Below are 16,274 nucleotides of genomic sequence, written 5' to 3' on the forward strand. Positions count from 1 at the left end.
TTTTTCCTTGGTTCACTTTCAGTCAAAACCTACATTACCATCCCCAGCAAAAGATAGACCGCATACGCTACAATCCACGCAATCACGCACTGCGCCACCACGACAAAGCAAGCCCATTTTCCGCCCAGTTCACGTCTGACCGATGAAATCGCTGCCACGCACGGCGTATAGAGCAGGCAGAAAACCAGCAGACTGACCACTGAAAGAGGGGTCAGAATGTCACGCAGGCTCTGAGTCGTCCCGAACAGAACCGACAGCGTTGATACAACACTCTCTTTTGCCATAAATCCGGTCAGAAGTGCCGTGCAGACACGCCAGTCGCCTAATCCCATCGGCGCAAACAGTGGTGCAATCACACCAGAAATAACCGCCAGAAGACTCTGCTGGGAATTGGACACAACATTCAGGTGCAGATCAAATGTCTGAAGGAACCAGATTAAAATCGTCGCCACAAAAATAACCGTGAATGCTTTCTGCAGGAAATCCCTTGCCTTTTCCCAGAGAAGCTGGGCGACATTGCGCGCCCCCGGCATCCGGTAGTTCGGAAGCTCCATGACGAACGGAACGGCTTCACCCTTAAATAAAGTTGTTTTAAGAAGCATTGCCATCAAAATTCCCATCAGGATTCCCAACAGATAAAGTGCAATCATAACAATCGCCCCATGATGCGGGAAAAAGACAGCGGTAAAAAACGCATAAATCGAAATCTTGGCGGAACAGCTCATAAACGGAGTCAACAGGATCGTCATTTTTCGATCCCGCTCCGAAGAAAGCGTCCGGCTTGCCATGACTCCTGGTACCGTGCAGCCAAAGCCAATCAGCATCGGCACGATGCTCCGTCCGGAAAGACCGATCTTTCGAAGCAGTTTATCCATCACAAACGCCACACGTGCCATATAACCGCTGTCCTCTAAAAGCGACAGGAAGAAAAACAGCGTCACAATGATCGGCAGAAAGCTCAAAACACTTCCGACACCATTGCACACACCATCGATCAGCAGGGAATGGAGTACCTGATTGATACCTGCCGCTGTCAGCGCTGCGTCTGCCCGCTCTGTCAGCCATCCAATCACCAGTTCCAGACCATCTGAAAGGACCGCGCCAATCACATTAAATGTCAGCCAGAATACCAGACCCATGATTGCAATAAATGCCGGAATCGCCGTGTAGGTTCCGGTAAGAAGACGGTCAATCTTCACACTTCGCTGGTGTTCCCGGCTTTCCCTCGGTTTGACGACTGTCTGCCTGCAGACTTTTTCGATAAAACCAAACCGCATATCCGCAATCGCAGCTGCCCGATCCAGCCCGCGTTCCTTCTCCATCTGGCAGATAATATGTTCCAGCGTCTCTTTTTCATTCGTGTCCAGATTCAGACGCGCCTCAATCTCCTCATCGCCTTCTGCCAGCTTCGATGCAGCAAAGCGCACCGGAATACCCGCATTCTGCGCGTGATCTTCAATCAGATGCATAATACCATGCAGGCAGCGGTGCACCGCACCACCGTGATAATCCGCATCACAGAAATCCTGCCGTCCCGGCTTCTCCTGAAAATGCGTTACATGAAGCGCATGATCGATCAGCTCTCCGATTCCTTCATTCTTTGCCGCTGAGATCGGGATAACCGGAATTCCCAGTTCTTCCTCCAGTTCGTTGACACGGACAGAACCGCCGTTCTGGCGCACCTCGTCCATCATATTAAGCGCCAGAACCATCGGAATATCCAGTTCCAGAAGCTGCATGGTCAGATACAGGTTGCGCTCAATGTTTGTCGCATCCACGATATTGATGATTCCCTTCGGGTGCTCCTGCAAAATAAACTGGCGCGTCACCAGCTCCTCATTCGAATATGGCGATAAGGAATAGATTCCTGGCAGGTCGGTCACTTTCGTATTTTCATGTCCGCGGATCGTGCCATCCTTCCGGTCCACCGTCACACCCGGGAAATTCCCCACATGCTGATTGGATCCGGTCAGCTGGTTAAAAAGCGTCGTTTTGCCACAGTTCTGATTACCTGCCAGGGCAAACGTCAGGACGGTGCCATCCGGCAATGGGTGTTCCTCCGCCTTTTTATGGTATTTTCCACCTTCTCCGAGTCCAGGGTGATCGATCGCGCGCGCCATCGGAATCCCATGTTCCTTTTTGTCCGCTGCTTCGGTTCCTGCCTCGCGTACATTCTCAATCTCTATCTTCTCTGCATCCGCCAGACGCAACGTCAGTTCATAGCTATGAATCCGCACCTCAACCGGATCGCCCATCGGCGCATATTTTACCATCGTAACCGATGCAGTCGGAATCAATCCCATATCCAGAAAATGATGCCGCAGTGCACCTTCTCCGCCAACTGCCCGAACGGTTGCAGTTTTTCCTATTGGTAAATCCTTTAATGTCATTCTCTGCCTCCATCTCTCTTCATTGGTCAAACTCATTGTATGTCATCAGGCTTCTACATCCGCCTGATTTTGAAGCAAAGCATAGAGAGAAAAATACTATTGAAACTTTTTCTCAATTATGTTTCCAGATAAGTCTATTGTACTTTAGGGAATTTGTCAATCGTTGGAATCTTTAAGAATCTACCAATCAGAAAAAAATAGAAAAGATAAAAGAAAAACAGCAAGGATGAATCATCCTTACTGTCTCAAAATAGCTGGGCTACAAGGATTCGAACCTTGAAAATGACGGAGTCAGAGTCCGTTGCCTTACCATTTGGCGATAGCCCAATCTTTTATTTCATAGCTATCTCAGCCACATTTATTATTATATCATAAATTTTTGTTTCGTCAAGTATTTTTTTCAAACACTTATGTTTTTTTGAACAATTATAATTATTTACCAGTTCGAAACATTTTACAGTCTCGTAATGCCCCGGATATTTTCCGTCACGAGGCTTCCTGCAAATAATTCTAATGATTCTTAAAATTCCTGCTGCCCGAATCCAACTTCTGGTAACTCCAGACATATCATGGTTCAGGCAGCAGGAATCATATATCCTCATACACTCCGCTTTAATTAGCTGACTCCGCATCTGTCTTCGTTTCTTTTTCCGTCGGCTTTGTCTCCATCTGACTGTACTCTGTCTCCGAGTGCGTGCTCTCTTTTACTGCTTCTGTCAGTGTCTCCGGCGCGCGGGATGTCTCGGACGGCTTTGTCTCCACTGTCTCATCATCCGCATCGTCGTCATCCTCATCAATCAGATCATCCGCAATATCCGGCGTCTCGAAATAGCCTTTTACCGTACCAAAGGAGCCGCCGTCCCGCACTGCCACTCCGCCGAGCGTAAACGTGCACTCCGTATTGGCTGGAAGCCCTTTGACGTGAATCTCACAGGAGGTTCCGCCTGTGTCCGTGATTCTCGCCGAATAGCTCTGACCGTCCGGATCTACCACCGACACGGTCGGATTTTTCCATTTAACCTTTTCCTTAAAAACGATGTTCAGCGAACCGCTCTCGTAGTCCACATAGTCAATCTTCGCTTTCTTGCCTCCCGAATCGACTTCTTCCTCGTCCTCATCTGCTGCGGCGGTTGTCTCCACCGGGCGTGCAGCAGTCGATGGCTGCTCTGCCGGCGTCGGTTCATTTTCCGGCTGACCGGTGCTTTCCACGGTCGTCTCCGCTAAGGTTTCTTCCTCGGTCTGCGGCAATGTCACCTCATGAACCAGAGCCGCATCCGTCTCAATGGTGCTGTCCGTCTTCGAATAACCTACCGTATAAGCACGATCTGCGATCTCCCGCGCAATCTCTTCCATCGTCATACCGGCAAATTTTTTCATATCATTTTCGGTCAGGTCATTATCCCGGATCAGCTCCCGCAGAAAATATGCTTTTCCATAAGAAATATTGTATTTCTCCGCCAGATCCTGAATCTCCCCGGTTACCTTCATCCGCTGGTCATAGACAACCGCCTGTACCGCGTGTTCCTGCAGGGAAGACTCTACATCCCCTACGACATCCTGACGCAATGATGATGCCTTTTTCTCATTCTCATTGGACACGGTAACCAGAATCGCATTGTCCAGTTCATCCAGATAACCGTTCCGGACCATCGAACCGATCAATGCGTTGACCGCAATATCAAGGTCTACATTTTTCAAATTCATATCATCCAGGATCGTCTCCGCATCCTCATTAAGCGGATTCGCCTGCAATACTTTCTCGTTCCGGTTGACGGAAAGCTCAATACTCGGATTGACATCGATGCCAATCACCGAATCGACACGGTGATTCTGGTAAAATGAAACACCGCCTCCTAACACAGCCACACACAGGCAGGCGGCTGCTGCCATCGCCACGGTCCGCATCCGGCGGTACATCCGTACACGGCGGGATGGTTTTACATAGATCTCCTGTGGCGTCGAGAGATCGATTTTATCGAATACGTTGGGAGTCAGGGCGTCCATCGCCGACCGCAGATGTGACTCAATCTCATCCTGTTCCCACGCTGTTTCAGAGTGATCGGTCAATGTACTCCCTCCTCTCTCAGGTGTTTTTTCAGTTTTTTCATAGCACGGTTGTACTTGGAAAGCACCGTTGCCAGCGGCATCTCCAAATCTGCCGCGATCTCACGATGTTTTAACCCCGCTGATGTCCGCAGAAGTACAATCTGCCGTTCTTCTTCATTTAATATTTTGAGTGCTGCGTGTAATACCATCTTATCCGCAGCATCCTCTATCTGGGGACAGAATTCCCCTGTCTCCATCTCAGAAAGATCCGAAAGCCCGATATCCGCTTCATGCTTCTGGTCACGGAAACGCATATAGCAAAGATTTCTAGCGATCGTAAACATCCACGCCAGCGGTTTGCCCTGCGACTGATAGCTTCCAGCAGAAGTCCAGACCTTTAAATAAAGCTCCTGCATGACCTCCTCAGAGTCCTGCGGATTCCGCAAAATCGACAGAATAAAACCGTATATAGTTTTATCCGTATTCTGATAAAGCTGCTGAAACGCCGCCTTATCTCCCTCTGCCACTCGCAAAAGCAGCTTTTCATCGCTCATCTTATCATAGGCGACCGTCTCTTCCATGGTCGTTAAAAGCCCCATCAAAAACATGGACGAAATTTCCTTTCTATATAACTTAATGCAGATAAACCAGTTCTTATTGCATTTGTTATGAATTTTTTCTGATTCCTGTCCAGCTCCTCGCAACAGCTGGCAAAAATCAATGCAGCTTTATTCATACTCGACCCGTTCCAGAAAAAGCCCCTCCGGCGGCGCCGTAAAGCCCGCCAACGCTCGGTCACAGGAAAAAAGCGTCTCCGCCACCGATTCCGGTGTCCGCTTATGAAGTCCTACCTCTATCAGTGTTCCGGTCAGGATTCTTACCATATTATATAGGAAGCCATTGCCACGAAAATGTAGTTCGCACACACTTTCCCGCATGGCAATCTCGATGGCAGTGAGATTCCGCACCGTCGATTTTTTCATCCGTTTCAACGAGCAGAATGCTTTAAAATCGTGCTCACCTGTCAGATACGCAGCCGCCCGCCTCATGGCCGCTATGTCCAGCGGTTCCCCCAGACCGTACACATATCGGCGCTCAAATACATTTTTCTTCGCTGCCGTCTCAATCCGGTAGCAGTACGTCTTGGAAACAGCATTTAAACGGCTGTGAAAACGCGTTCCCGCCTCCTGTGCCGATAAAACAGCGATATCATCCGGGAGATAGCGGTTCAGGTACGCTTTCAACTCCTCCGCGCTCATCCCGGCACAGGACGCCGGAAGATGGAAATTCGCCACCTGTCCCCATGCGTGGACCCCCGCATCTGTCCGTCCGGAACCGTGCACCTCTACCGTCTGCCCTGCCATTTTCTCCAGAATCTGCTCTAATTTTCCCTGTATCGTCTTGTCCGTGTTTCCCTGCTTCTGCCAGCCGTCATAACGGCTTCCGTCATATTGCAGGGTAATTTTTATATTTCGATCCGACATATTTTTTCTCCATGTGTTATCTATCTTCATTCTTTCTTTATTCGCAAATATATCCGCCTCGCTGCCAGATATAGCACCGTTCCAGTCAGTGCTCCCGCCATATCCAGCCATACATCGCTGAGCTGCCCGGAACGTCCTTCGGTAAACAGCTGAATCGTCTCATCCAGAAACGGGACCGCAAAAATAGCGATACGATGGAGTTCCAGCCATACATGTCCGTCCGGTGTCAGCGCACACATTCTCCCAGTCCCATCTCCCCGATCAACCAAATCCTCTATCCGCATTTTTTCTGAGACAGTCCGGTTCCTGCGCACACAGGCATCACTCTGTCTAAGCAGCATTCCCAGCCCTGTATATTCAATAAAATGAGCACATTTGCGCACAATATGTTCGGTCAGCCATGGTACAGCCACTCCGGACTCTGCTGCCAGCTTCTGCAAAAACCGGAGGATCCGTCCGCTCTCCGCCGATGACTGTACTGCCGGACGCATGGAATTGGAGTAGATAAACAAAATATATAAAATTAAAACAATATGCCAGATCCAGACCGTCACCAGGACTCTCTGTCTTCCCCGGATATTTTTTTCCACATTCATCTATAAATTCCTGTATCCATTCTATCTTCTATTGATTTATATCTTTACTGATTGGATTGTAAAATGCCGCTCTCTGCAATCCGGCGCACCGCCAGCGCAATCGCATCCTCGTCCTGCACCAGTGCCATCCGCACATGACCTTCGCCCGACGGTCCAAATGCGTTGCCCGGTGTTACCAGAACACCTGCTTTTTCAAATAAAGCCTTTACAAACTCCAGTGAATCCGTAAATCCAGCCGGAATCGGTGCCCAGACAAACATCGTTCCCTCCGGTTTCTCCATCTTCCAACCGATGGATGCAAGTCCGTCGCACAGACAGTCGCGCCGTCTCTCATATGCCGCCCTCGTCGAAGCCACACAGCTCTGGTCACCGGTAATCGCCGCGATCGCTGCCTTCTGGATCGGCAGGAACATACCGTAATCCATATTGGATTTCAATGTTTTCAGATGACTGACCACTTCCTCATTTCCCACACAGAAGCCGACGCGCGCGCCCGCCAATCCGTACGTTTTTGACAGCGAATTAAACTCCACGCCGACCTCGCGTGCGCCCGGAAAACGCAGGAAACTTCCGCAGGTTCTTCCGTCAAACACAAGCTCACTGTAGGCGTTGTCGTGAAGAACGATAATATCATATTTCTTTGCAAATGCAATCAATTCCTCATAGAAACTGTCTGGAGCCAGCACCGCCGTCGGATTGTTCGGGTAGGAAACAATCATAAATTTCGCTTTCTGAGCGACTTCCTCCGGAATTTCCTTCAAATCAATGATGTAGTGATTTTCTTCGCGCTGCGGCATATAGTAAAGCTCTGCCCCCGCCAAAGACGGACCATCCGCAAACACCGGATAACACGGATCCGGTACCAAAACCACATCGCCCTCGTCCACGATCGAAAGTGCGATGTGCGCCAGTCCCTCCTGGGAACCGAGCAAAGAGCAAATCTCTGTCTCCGGGTTCAGCTCCACTCCATAGCGGCGCGCATACCAGTCGGACACTGCCTCCAGAAGTGCCTGCTGATCCTGAATTGCATACAGGTAATTTTCCGGTACCAGACAGGCTTCGCTGAGCGCCTTTAAAATATGCGGTGCGGGGGCAATATTCGGTGCGCCGATGCTCAGATCAACGATCATCTCCCCCTCTTCCAATTTTTTCTTCTTCATCTGCGCCAGCATGGAGAACACGCCCTCGCCAAACCGGTCCATTCTATTTGCAAATTTCATCTTATGTTTTTCCTCGCTTTCAGAAGTTCTTCTATCCACCAGCTGAGTCAACAGCCCCTGACTCTGTCATTCTCCATCGTTCTATCTTTGATTTTTCTGGTTCTCAGCCTTTCTCCGCCATTCTTTTTATCTGGCTATATAAGTATTAATTATAGTACAAGCATATAGGAAAGTAAAGGCGTGTCCAACAACGGAATTTGCCGTAGCTTTTCTAAAAACGTTGTAAAAACAACCGACTTTTCTCAGCAAAACAATTATACTTAATCTCGTAATTGAAACAGTAATTGTTCCGTGCTTTTATCCTCACGGACAGGAAATTCATACATGAAAGTTAAGAAAGACGAGGTTTTTATCATGATACGAAGAATTATTGAAATTGATCAAAAAAAATGCAACGGCTGCGGGCTCTGCGCTTCTGCCTGTCACGAGGGCGCCATCGGCATGGTTGATGGAAAGGCAGCTCTTTTAAAAGATGATTACTGTGACGGTCTGGGAGACTGCCTGCCAGCCTGTCCGACCGGTGCCATCTCTTTTGTCGAGCGCGAAGCAGCGGCTTACGATGAAGCGGCCGTCCAGGTTCATATGGCTGCCCGCAAGGCAAAACAGGTGCTGGAAAATGCAAATACTGCTGCTTCTGCAAACGCTTCCGCCCGCCCTGCATTCAGCGGATGTCCAGGATCCATGAGCCGTTTCCTGAAGCGCACTGAAAGCGCTCCTTCTGAACATGACGATACTCATGCAGATAGCGCCGAGACTTTTAATCCTTCTGATTCAGCATCCATCCCGGTGAGCGCCCTTCAAAACTGGCCGGTTCAGATTAAATTAGCTCCGATCCATGCACCGTATTTCGATGGGGCAAAGCTCCTGGTCGCTGCCGACTGCACCGCTTACGCATACAGCCGCTTCCATCAGGACTTTATCCATGGTAAAATAACCTTGATCGGATGTCCGAAACTGGACAGCATCGATTACTCCGAAAAACTGACCGAAATTATCCGCAGCAACGATATCAAGAGCGTGACCGTTGTCCGCATGGAGGTTCCATGCTGCGGAGGCATTGAACAGGCAGTTAAAAATGCCTTGCAGGCAAGCGGAAAATTCATTCCATGGCAGGTAACAACCATTTCGATCGATGGGCGGATTTTAGATTAATATCTGCCATTCCCCCGATTGACCTACCCAACCATTTCGTGCAGGTTCCGCTCTCCATACACACCTGCCGAATGGACTCAATCAGACTCAAAAGAATACGAAAATTTATATATCTAAACGAGATTTTATTAAGGAGGTTCATTATGGAATACCCATACATCAAAAACATTACTCACGAAAAAGTGCAGTCTTTAGCCGGCCTGGTAAACGCAGAAGACGGTCAGATCGTCAGCAAGACTCTGGCACAGAACGAAGCTGTCAGCGTTACTCTGTTTGCATTTGCAAAAGGCGAAGAAATCTCCACCCATGATTCCACCGGAGATGCGATGGTGACCGTTCTGGAAGGCACCGGCCGCTTCACGGTCGATGGCGTCGAGCACCTGGTTCACGCAGGCGAAGTTCTCGTCATGCCGGCGAAAAAGCCGCACGCCGTTTATGCACCGGAAGCATTTAAATGGATGTTGACGGTTGTTTTCCCATTTAAATAAAGACTGCTCTCAAACTCTTTTTACCATGCAGCCCGACTGATAGCAGCCCTTATCCATTTATTCCAAAACAGGCATACCGCAGGAATCCATGCATGATTTTCATCCTTTTCTCTGCGATATGCCTGTTTTTCATTTTATAAGCACATGGTTGTGTTCATTTTTCCAGTTAATCTCCCTTCAACAGATATGAACAGCAGCTTCCAGCTTTCATTATTCCACATACTCATGTGTCTCCACCCACTGCAGCAGCTTTTCAATCGCCGGATTCGGGTTGCTCTGACGCCATGCGATCTCAAAATCAAGCTCTTCCGGGCTGCCGTCCGCGCGGAGAAGCGGAACCACCACCAGATTCCGCGCATTCCGATAATGGCGGACGGCATATTCCGGGAGAATCGCCACGCCAAATCCCGCTGACACCTCCAGAAGCACCGTCTGTACCTCCCGTTCACGCGCCACGATATTCGGTATAAAACCGCCCTTATTGTAACAAATCAATACTTCTTCCGCCTCATCGTTGGAGCGCCCCTGCGGCTGCATGATGATAAAGTCTTCCCGCGCCAGATCACGGTACATCAGATGGCTCTCTCCCGCCAGCGTGTGTCCCGGATAAAGAACCGCCATCATCGGAAACCGTTTGAGGAACCGATGCTTTAAATCCTCGTAATTCTGCGTGTACAGAGACAGATTAAACGCAAGATCGCAGGTTCCATTATCTAACAGCTCATAGAGCGCGCTCATATTTTCCCGCAGCAGATGAATCGAAATATTCGGGTACGCCTCATGAAAACTTCTGAGCGTCTCCGAAAAACGACTCTGCTCATATCCCCGGATAAATCCGATCGTCAGCTCCCCAGCTACGCCTTCCGCTGCCGTCCGCGCGAGCTTCGCCGCCTCCTCGGCGCGGACCAGAATCGCCCGCGCCTCGTTCAGATATACCTTTCCCGCCGCCGTCAGCTCGACATGGTGCTTGTCCCGCACAAAAAGCGGCACCCCTATCTTCTCCTCCAACGACTGAATCTGCAGTGTCATCGCTGTCTGCGAAATAAAACATTTTTTCGCCGCCCGCGTAAAATTCAGCTGCTCCGCCGCCGCCACAAAATATTCCATCTGTTTTAAATTCATCTTATTTCCCCATTTCTATATCCTATATGTAATCGCGTCTTTTCGATCGAGCAGAAAAATGAATCATGCCGCCCAATTTACGGGCTTTCGATCTGGCTTTTCCTGTTTTGTTATAAGTTTCCCTTATTATAATATCTGTTCTTTCTATTGGCAAGTTTTTCATTCATCCTTTATAATTTTTAATAGTCAACAAAAGAAAGTGAGTGAAAGGTATGAAACAATTCAAAAATTTCTACGAAGGCACATACGCCAAGTACATTCTGCCGGGCGTCCTGCTGCAATCGGTTCTGATTGGCGGCGGCTATGCAACTGGACGTGAGATTTATTCTTACGGTGCGAAATTCGGAGCAATGGGCTGGATCTCCGGACTGACGATCGGCATCGGTTTTGCCCTGTTTGCCTTCCTGACCTTTGAGATCTGCCGGATCTACAAGGTTTACGATTATAAAAACTATATCAAGCAGGTCATTGGACCGCTCTGGCCGATGATGGATATTTTAACTGTCCTCATCGCGATTCTGCTGATTGCCGTTATGGCAGCCGCAACCGGAAGTATTTTCGAGCAGGTCGGACTTCCGAATATTCTCGGCTCCGTTGTGATCGTTCTGATTTGCGGACTCTTGAACTTTAAGGGTTCCAAGATGATCGAGAAATTTGAATCGATCGGTACTATTTTACTGTACGGCGGCTATATTCTGTTTACAATTCTGGTACTCGTCAACAAGGGCGGCAACATTTCCCATGTATTCAGCACGATGGACACCAGCACCTACGACGGCTCTGTCACTGTTCCGCTGTGCATTTACACCGGTATCCTGTATGTTGCCTACAACATCAATTCCATCCCGATGGGCATGTTCTCCCTGACACGCCAGACCAAACGGAAAGAAACCTTTATTTCCGGTCTGATCGCCGGTCTTCTGATGGTTATTCCGTGGTTTTTGTCTTACTTTGCGATGATGTGCTTCTACGGTGACACCTCCATCGTCGGCGCGGATGTCACAACCCCGTGGATGGAAATGATCAAGGCAGTCAACGGCGGACCGGCACTGATGGCACTGTTCAGTCTCGTTATGGGCTGGACGCTGGTTGAGACGGCAACTGGCTGCATCCACATGATCATCGACCGTTTCGACGTTGCCATGGAGGAAAAGGGCGCTGCCAAGCTGTCCGATACAAACCGCGGTCTGATTACGGTCATCACGCTGATCGCTGCACTCGTATTATCCCGCGTCGGCGTTGTTACCTTGATCGAGCAGGGCTATTCGTACCTGTCTTACGGATTTATCCTCTTCTACCTGCTGCCGACGCTGCTGGTAGGCGGATATAAGATTATTAAACATAAAGACAAATAAATATGTAATGATAAGAACACATCCGCCTGTGGGAGATTTCATCTTATAGGCGGATGTGGTATAATGTAAACACTTGACGAGGTATTTTCGAATCAACATAGAAAGGAAGTATATGCAATGAAATATGTCGGATATTACAATGGAGAAATCGGCCCCCTCGAGGAAATGAAAATCCCGATGTTGGACCGCGCCGTTTATTTTGGAGATGGCTGCTACGATGCCACCACCTTTGCAAACAACAACATTTTTGCCGCAGACGACCACCTCGACCGTTTCTACAACAGCTGCAAGCTGCTGGAAATCCCGTTTGAAATGTCGCGCGAAGAACTGCGTGCCGAGCTGCAGAAATGCATCGATGCCAATGAGATTGACCACGGTATGCTGTACTGGCAGTGTTCCCGCGGAACTACCTATCGTGGACATCAGTTTCCACCTGCTACCGTAAAACCAAATCTGATGATTTTTACTGTTCCGTGCGACCTGATTCCATTTGATAAGACTTTCCGCCTGATCTCGATGGAGGACACCCGTTTCCTGCACTGCAACATCAAGACGCTGAACCTGATTCCAAGTGTCATCGCTTACCAGCGCTGCATCGAACAGGGCTGCCAGGAAACGGTCTTCCACCGCGGCGAACGCGTCACCGAATGCGCCCACAGCAATATCTTAATCATCAAGGACGGCGTTCTCTGCACCCCACCGAGAGATAATCTGATTCTTCCGGGCATCACGTTAAAACACCTGCTGATGTTAGCTGAGAAAAACGGCATCCCGACCAGCGAGGCACCATTTACCATGCAGGAACTGGCAGACGCCGACGAAATCATCGTCAGCAGCTCCGGTGGGCTCTGCATCCAGGCCGTTGAACTCGATGGAAAACCAATCGGAGGAAAAGATCCGAAGACGCTGAAGACTTTGCAGGATGCTTATGCGGAGTTTTATGCGGAAGATACGAAGGTACGGTAAAAATCCATAAATTTGCCAATCAAGGGCTGTCACTCAAAACGTGGCAGCTCTTTTTTAATTCTTTTCATATTTTTCCCGCTGTCCGTCTGAAATCTTAGTGCCGCCTCATCTTAGATTACCGAAGTATCTTGCAATTTTTATTTTCATATGCTACTTTAACAGTAATAGAAATCGAACTGTAGAATGGAATCTATTCCCAGTCAGGTGTCCGGGAATACTGGATTATCGATCCTGCAAAGGAAAAAGTTGTGGTTTACTATTATGACCGTGATAGTGACCCTTGTCTTTACTCGTTTGATTCTGATATTCCGGTTGGGATCTATCCGGGTCTGAGCATCAAAATCAATGATTTGTTAAAGAATCACTAAAATCTGCAACATTTAAATTCTGTGAAGTTCAACCATATAGCTGAAAATTCACAAAATCAAACTCAACATAGAATCACTTGCAATATATAAAAATATAGGAGGCGTTTTTAAAATGTTATACCCTTTTATGACCTTAAATGACAATACAGAAATTGTCCATTCCGAAATACTGGAAAATTCAGGAAAAGAAGAAGTCGAAGTTCGAATCGAAAAACCAGTTCAGGGCGGCTTTTATTCCGCCACCTGCTGGCTTCCGGAATACCGCTGGGAAAACATTCAGGGATTCTCTCAGGAAGATATCCATTATTTTCAGGAGCTTCTGGAATCCGTCGCCCACATCATTTTGCAGCTGGCAAGAGAAGGTGGAATCGAAGGAGGTCTTGATCATGCCGCAGGTTTTTAAAATTGCTGGATATACGGTTTATTTCTGGGTCAATGAAAACAATCCGCTCGAACCAGTCCACGTTCATATTGCTAAGGGCGTTCCTTCTCCCAATGCTACCAAAATATGGATTACAAAGTCCGGAAAATGTCTTTTGTGCCACAATAATTCGAAAATTCCAGACAAACAACTCCGAATCATCATGCAGATCATCGAAGCCCGGAATAAATCGGTTATTGATTTGTGGTATTCAACTTTTAGAGAAATCCGCTTTTATTGCTAAATTCTTCCCCATCCTCCGGCATCCGCCGAAGGAACCTCACCACCATCGGAATGGTAATCGCCGCAGCTATCCCATCCGCAATCGTCTGTGACGTCTGAATTCCAAAAAGCCCAATCAGATAACTGAGAATCCACAAAACCGGAATAAAGACGAGACCGCTTCGAATCATGGACAAAAAAGTTGCTTTTCCACTCTGTCCGATGCTCTGGAACAGCATATTTCCACAGAGGGAAAATGGCATGAAAAACAGGGCAATACACTGGATACGCAGCGCGGTGATTCCGATGGAAATAACCGCCGGATCATCGCGGAACATTTTTACAATAGGAGCAGCAAATACTATTCCAAACAAAGCAGAAACACTCATAACAGCAAGGTTGCTTCGGATGCTGAACCAGAATGCTTCACGCACACGGCTGTATTTTTTCGCGCCGTAATTGAAGGCGCTGACAGGCTGAAAACCCTGACCGATGCCAAGTGCAATACAGAACAGGAACATGATGACCCGGGTCACAATGCTCATGGCAGCGATGGCGGCATCACCGTAAGGAGCCGAACACTGGTTTAAAATCATCACAGAAATACTGTTAAGTCCCTGACGCATCAGGCTTGGAAAACCGGTTGCGATAATGTTGGTCACATCGGAAAGTCTCCGGGTCATATAGCGGATATGAATCCGGCTCTGTACCTTTTTTCTAAAGAACGGGCTGATCAAGATTGCCATGCTGATGTACTGCGAAACAGCCGTAGAGATACCGGCACCGCGCACTCCCAGATTTAGTTCAAAAATCAGAAACATATCACCAAAAATATTGAGAATACCGCCGGATGCCAGCCCCAGCATGGCGAAAAAAGCTTTCCCTTCATAACGAAGAATGTTGTTCATCACACAGCTGGAAGCCATCGCCGGTGCGGAAATGAGAATCCATGTGCTGTACTCAAGCGCATAAGGCAAAATAGAATCTGTGCTTCCCAAAAGCCGCATAAATGGAACATGAAATAAAAGTCCTAATATTCCAATGCAACCTCCGGCTAAGAACGCTAAAAAGAAGCTGGTGGAAGCAAACACACGGGCACTCTCCACATCATGCGCCCCTAATTTCCGGCTGATATTGCTGCCCGCACCATGTCCAAACATGAATCCAAACGCATTGATTACTGCCATTAATGCAAATACCACTCCGGTCGCACTGCTGACACTCGTTCCAAGCTGGCTGACAAACAGAGTGTCTGCCATATTGTAAATGCTAGTTACCAGCATACTGATGGTGGTGGGAACCGCCAGCCGCAGTACCAGTTTCGGAACCGGCGTCTGCGTCATTTCTTCATATTGTTCCTGTGTGCTGTCTCGTTCCATACGTTTGTATCCTTTTCCTTTGCTGAAATCTATACGCTGAGATCTACGTTACCATAATGATAGTATTTTGTGAAAAATATGTTAAATACGTTCAATTTAAAATTTAAAAAATGTCCCCAAATAGTATGTAAATGCAACATTTCTTAAATGACGAAAAAACTATATAATACACTTAACATCTTTCCTAGCATGAGGAAGTCGTACTTTCTGTTAAGCGTACTATATAGTTTTCACGATTATTCAAACTTACTTATACATATCGTTTCCGGAACAATTTTTTGATTTCCGCAATCGGAGCATCTTTTTCAATCAACTCACGCATGATTTCCTCATCCGGGAGAATCTCCTGACACTTTTTCAGGACAAATTCTGCGTGCTGCGGCGGAACCGCACAGATACCGGAATCATCTGCGATAATCAAATCACCCGGATTAATTTGAATGCGGTTCAGGACAACCGGTCCATTGATCTCCATCGCTTCGATACGGCATTTTCCAGTCTTTGGTGTCACGCCACGGCACCAGGTAGGAACGCCATATTTTCGAATTTCACCCACATCGCGTACCGCGCCATCGATTACAACACCTTCCAGACCACGTGCTTTTGCAGATACGAAGGATTGTCCTCCCATGCTGCTCATATCGGTCATTCCACCGGCATCTCCGACCAGGACATCACCCGGCTCTGCCAGATAATTTACCTCTCTCGATGCCATTTTGATAAAATCATGGTCTATCAAACCCTGTGTAGTTGTTTTCTCAATCGGAATACTGCGAAGTGTCACTGCTGTTCCGACAATCATATGTCCCGGTTCAATCGGTTTTAAATAGCTTCCCGGAATCACTTTATTATATCCCAGTGCATCCAGAATATCGCTGACTGTACCGGTCAGATCGTCTTCCAGTGTCTTAAAACCATCTACGATTTCTTTTGGAACCCGTGGAAATTTGATTTTTTTGATATTTTCCTTATCAATGACTCCCCAGATTCTTCCAGCCGCTTTATATTCCTCATACTCCGCTTCTACCTTCGGATCCATCATAACTATTTCTCCTTTTCTTACTT

The 16,274-nt window shown here is 47.9% G+C and carries 16 protein-coding genes and 1 tRNA gene; 6 read left to right on the forward strand and 11 right to left on the reverse strand.

What is annotated here, in order from left to right:
• Positions 1–29: 29 nt before the first annotated feature.
• From feoB to DW931_RS04430, 8 genes are all read right to left on the reverse strand, one after another.
• Positions 30–2,390: a ferrous iron transport protein B gene (gene feoB, locus DW931_RS04395; protein WP_118481999.1), complete on the reverse strand. Its 2,361-nt coding sequence runs from the start codon at positions 2,388–2,390 to the stop codon at positions 30–32.
• 254 nt (positions 2,391–2,644) lie between these two features.
• A tRNA-Gln gene (locus tag DW931_RS04400) sits at positions 2,645–2,717 on the reverse strand.
• 5 nt (positions 2,718–2,722) lie between these two features.
• Positions 2,723–2,992: a hypothetical protein gene (locus DW931_RS16055; RefSeq protein ID WP_147353561.1), complete on the reverse strand. Its 270-nt coding sequence runs from the start codon at positions 2,990–2,992 to the stop codon at positions 2,723–2,725.
• Between the two features lie 10 nt (positions 2,993–3,002).
• Complete coding sequence (locus tag DW931_RS04410; RefSeq protein ID WP_118626909.1) at positions 3,003–4,457, reverse strand: hypothetical protein; 1,455 nt, start codon at positions 4,455–4,457, stop codon at positions 3,003–3,005.
• Complete coding sequence (locus DW931_RS04415) at positions 4,454–5,035, reverse strand: sigma-70 family RNA polymerase sigma factor (RefSeq protein WP_347559423.1); 582 nt, start codon at positions 5,033–5,035, stop codon at positions 4,454–4,456. Before DW931_RS04415 ends, DW931_RS04410 begins: the two co-directional genes overlap by 4 nt.
• A 129-nt stretch (positions 5,036–5,164) precedes the next feature.
• Positions 5,165–5,920, reverse strand: a complete 756-nt coding sequence (gene truA, locus DW931_RS04420) for a tRNA pseudouridine(38-40) synthase TruA (RefSeq protein ID WP_118481997.1) — start codon at positions 5,918–5,920, stop codon at positions 5,165–5,167.
• 26 nt (positions 5,921–5,946) lie between these two features.
• On the reverse strand, positions 5,947–6,516 hold the full coding sequence (locus tag DW931_RS04425; RefSeq protein WP_118467064.1) for a VanZ family protein: 570 nt from the start codon (positions 6,514–6,516) through the stop codon (positions 5,947–5,949).
• A gap of 44 nt (positions 6,517–6,560) precedes the next feature.
• Positions 6,561–7,736 carry an aminotransferase class I/II-fold pyridoxal phosphate-dependent enzyme gene (locus tag DW931_RS04430; protein WP_118467062.1) on the reverse strand — a complete coding sequence of 392 codons (1,176 nt, stop codon included), beginning with the start codon at positions 7,734–7,736 and terminating at the stop codon, positions 6,561–6,563.
• A gap of 354 nt (positions 7,737–8,090) precedes the next feature.
• Between DW931_RS04430 and DW931_RS04435 the strand changes: the two genes are divergently transcribed.
• Positions 8,091–8,888 carry a 4Fe-4S binding protein gene (locus DW931_RS04435; protein WP_107001302.1) on the forward strand — a complete coding sequence of 266 codons (798 nt, stop codon included), beginning with the start codon at positions 8,091–8,093 and terminating at the stop codon, positions 8,886–8,888.
• Between the two features lie 143 nt (positions 8,889–9,031).
• The gene (locus tag DW931_RS04440) at positions 9,032–9,376 is read left to right on the forward strand and encodes a cupin domain-containing protein (RefSeq protein ID WP_107001261.1); all 345 of its coding nucleotides are present in this window, start codon (positions 9,032–9,034) and stop codon (positions 9,374–9,376) included.
• 210 nt (positions 9,377–9,586) lie between these two features.
• Here the strand turns inward: DW931_RS04440 and DW931_RS04445 are convergent, their stop codons facing one another.
• Entirely contained in the window at positions 9,587–10,498 is a 912-nt protein-coding gene (locus tag DW931_RS04445; RefSeq protein ID WP_118467060.1) for a LysR family transcriptional regulator, read from the reverse strand.
• 212 nt (positions 10,499–10,710) lie between these two features.
• Here DW931_RS04445 and DW931_RS04450 point away from each other — a divergent pair, with 212 nt between their 5' ends.
• The 4 genes from DW931_RS04450 (at position 10,711) to DW931_RS04470 (ending at position 13,852) form a co-directional block, all read left to right on the forward strand.
• Positions 10,711–11,853 carry a hypothetical protein gene (locus DW931_RS04450; RefSeq protein WP_107001263.1) on the forward strand — a complete coding sequence of 381 codons (1,143 nt, stop codon included), beginning with the start codon at positions 10,711–10,713 and terminating at the stop codon, positions 11,851–11,853.
• A gap of 117 nt (positions 11,854–11,970) precedes the next feature.
• Positions 11,971–12,819, forward strand: coding sequence for an aminotransferase class IV (locus DW931_RS04455; RefSeq protein ID WP_118467058.1), 849 nt, complete (start codon positions 11,971–11,973; stop codon positions 12,817–12,819).
• Positions 12,820–13,299: 480 nt separating this feature from the next.
• Complete coding sequence (locus DW931_RS04465; protein WP_118467054.1) at positions 13,300–13,590, forward strand: hypothetical protein; 291 nt, start codon at positions 13,300–13,302, stop codon at positions 13,588–13,590.
• Entirely contained in the window at positions 13,574–13,852 is a 279-nt protein-coding gene (locus tag DW931_RS04470) for a DUF4160 domain-containing protein (RefSeq protein WP_118467052.1), read from the forward strand. The genes DW931_RS04465 and DW931_RS04470 overlap by 17 nt, the downstream gene beginning before the upstream one ends.
• Here the strand turns inward: DW931_RS04470 and DW931_RS04475 are convergent.
• Both DW931_RS04475 and DW931_RS04480 read right to left on the reverse strand, forming a co-directional pair.
• On the reverse strand, positions 13,827–15,209 hold the full coding sequence (locus tag DW931_RS04475; RefSeq protein ID WP_118467050.1) for an MATE family efflux transporter: 1,383 nt from the start codon (positions 15,207–15,209) through the stop codon (positions 13,827–13,829). The genes DW931_RS04470 and DW931_RS04475 overlap by 26 nt on opposite strands.
• A gap of 250 nt (positions 15,210–15,459) precedes the next feature.
• A complete protein-coding gene (locus DW931_RS04480; protein ID WP_118467048.1) occupies positions 15,460–16,251 on the reverse strand; it encodes an RraA family protein in 792 nt (263 codons plus the stop codon).
• Positions 16,252–16,274: the final 23 nt, after the last annotated feature.

Source organism: Clostridium sp. AM43-3BH (assembly GCF_003479985.1).
GTDB classification, from domain to species: domain Bacteria; phylum Bacillota; class Clostridia; order Lachnospirales; family Lachnospiraceae; genus Otoolea; species Otoolea fessa.

Bases quoted from the DNA above. Each gene is read 5' to 3' on its own strand.
- DW931_RS04425 (WP_118467064.1), bottom strand. From the start codon at position 6,516: ATGAATGTGGAAAAAAATATCCGGGGAAGACAGAGAGTCCTGGTGACG.
- DW931_RS04470 (WP_118467052.1), top strand. From the start codon at position 13,574: ATGCCGCAGGTTTTTAAAATTGCTGGATATACGGTTTATTTCTGGGTC.
- DW931_RS04440 (WP_107001261.1), top strand. From the start codon at position 9,032: ATGGAATACCCATACATCAAAAACATTACTCACGAAAAAGTGCAGTCT.
- DW931_RS16055 (WP_147353561.1), bottom strand. From the start codon at position 2,992: ATGAGGATATATGATTCCTGCTGCCTGAACCATGATATGTCTGGAGTT.
- DW931_RS04450 (WP_107001263.1), top strand. From the start codon at position 10,711: ATGAAACAATTCAAAAATTTCTACGAAGGCACATACGCCAAGTACATT.
- DW931_RS04415 (WP_347559423.1), bottom strand. From the start codon at position 5,035: ATGGGGCTTTTAACGACCATGGAAGAGACGGTCGCCTATGATAAGATG.
- DW931_RS04480 (WP_118467048.1), bottom strand. From the start codon at position 16,251: ATGATGGATCCGAAGGTAGAAGCGGAGTATGAGGAATATAAAGCGGCT.
- feoB (WP_118481999.1), bottom strand. From the start codon at position 2,390: ATGACATTAAAGGATTTACCAATAGGAAAAACTGCAACCGTTCGGGCA.
- DW931_RS04445 (WP_118467060.1), bottom strand. From the start codon at position 10,498: ATGAATTTAAAACAGATGGAATATTTTGTGGCGGCGGCGGAGCAGCTG.
- DW931_RS04475 (WP_118467050.1), bottom strand. From the start codon at position 15,209: ATGGAACGAGACAGCACACAGGAACAATATGAAGAAATGACGCAGACG.
- truA (WP_118481997.1), bottom strand. From the start codon at position 5,920: ATGTCGGATCGAAATATAAAAATTACCCTGCAATATGACGGAAGCCGT.
- DW931_RS04455 (WP_118467058.1), top strand. From the start codon at position 11,971: ATGAAATATGTCGGATATTACAATGGAGAAATCGGCCCCCTCGAGGAA.
- DW931_RS04430 (WP_118467062.1), bottom strand. From the start codon at position 7,736: ATGAAATTTGCAAATAGAATGGACCGGTTTGGCGAGGGCGTGTTCTCC.
- DW931_RS04435 (WP_107001302.1), top strand. From the start codon at position 8,091: ATGATACGAAGAATTATTGAAATTGATCAAAAAAAATGCAACGGCTGC.
- DW931_RS04465 (WP_118467054.1), top strand. From the start codon at position 13,300: ATGTTATACCCTTTTATGACCTTAAATGACAATACAGAAATTGTCCAT.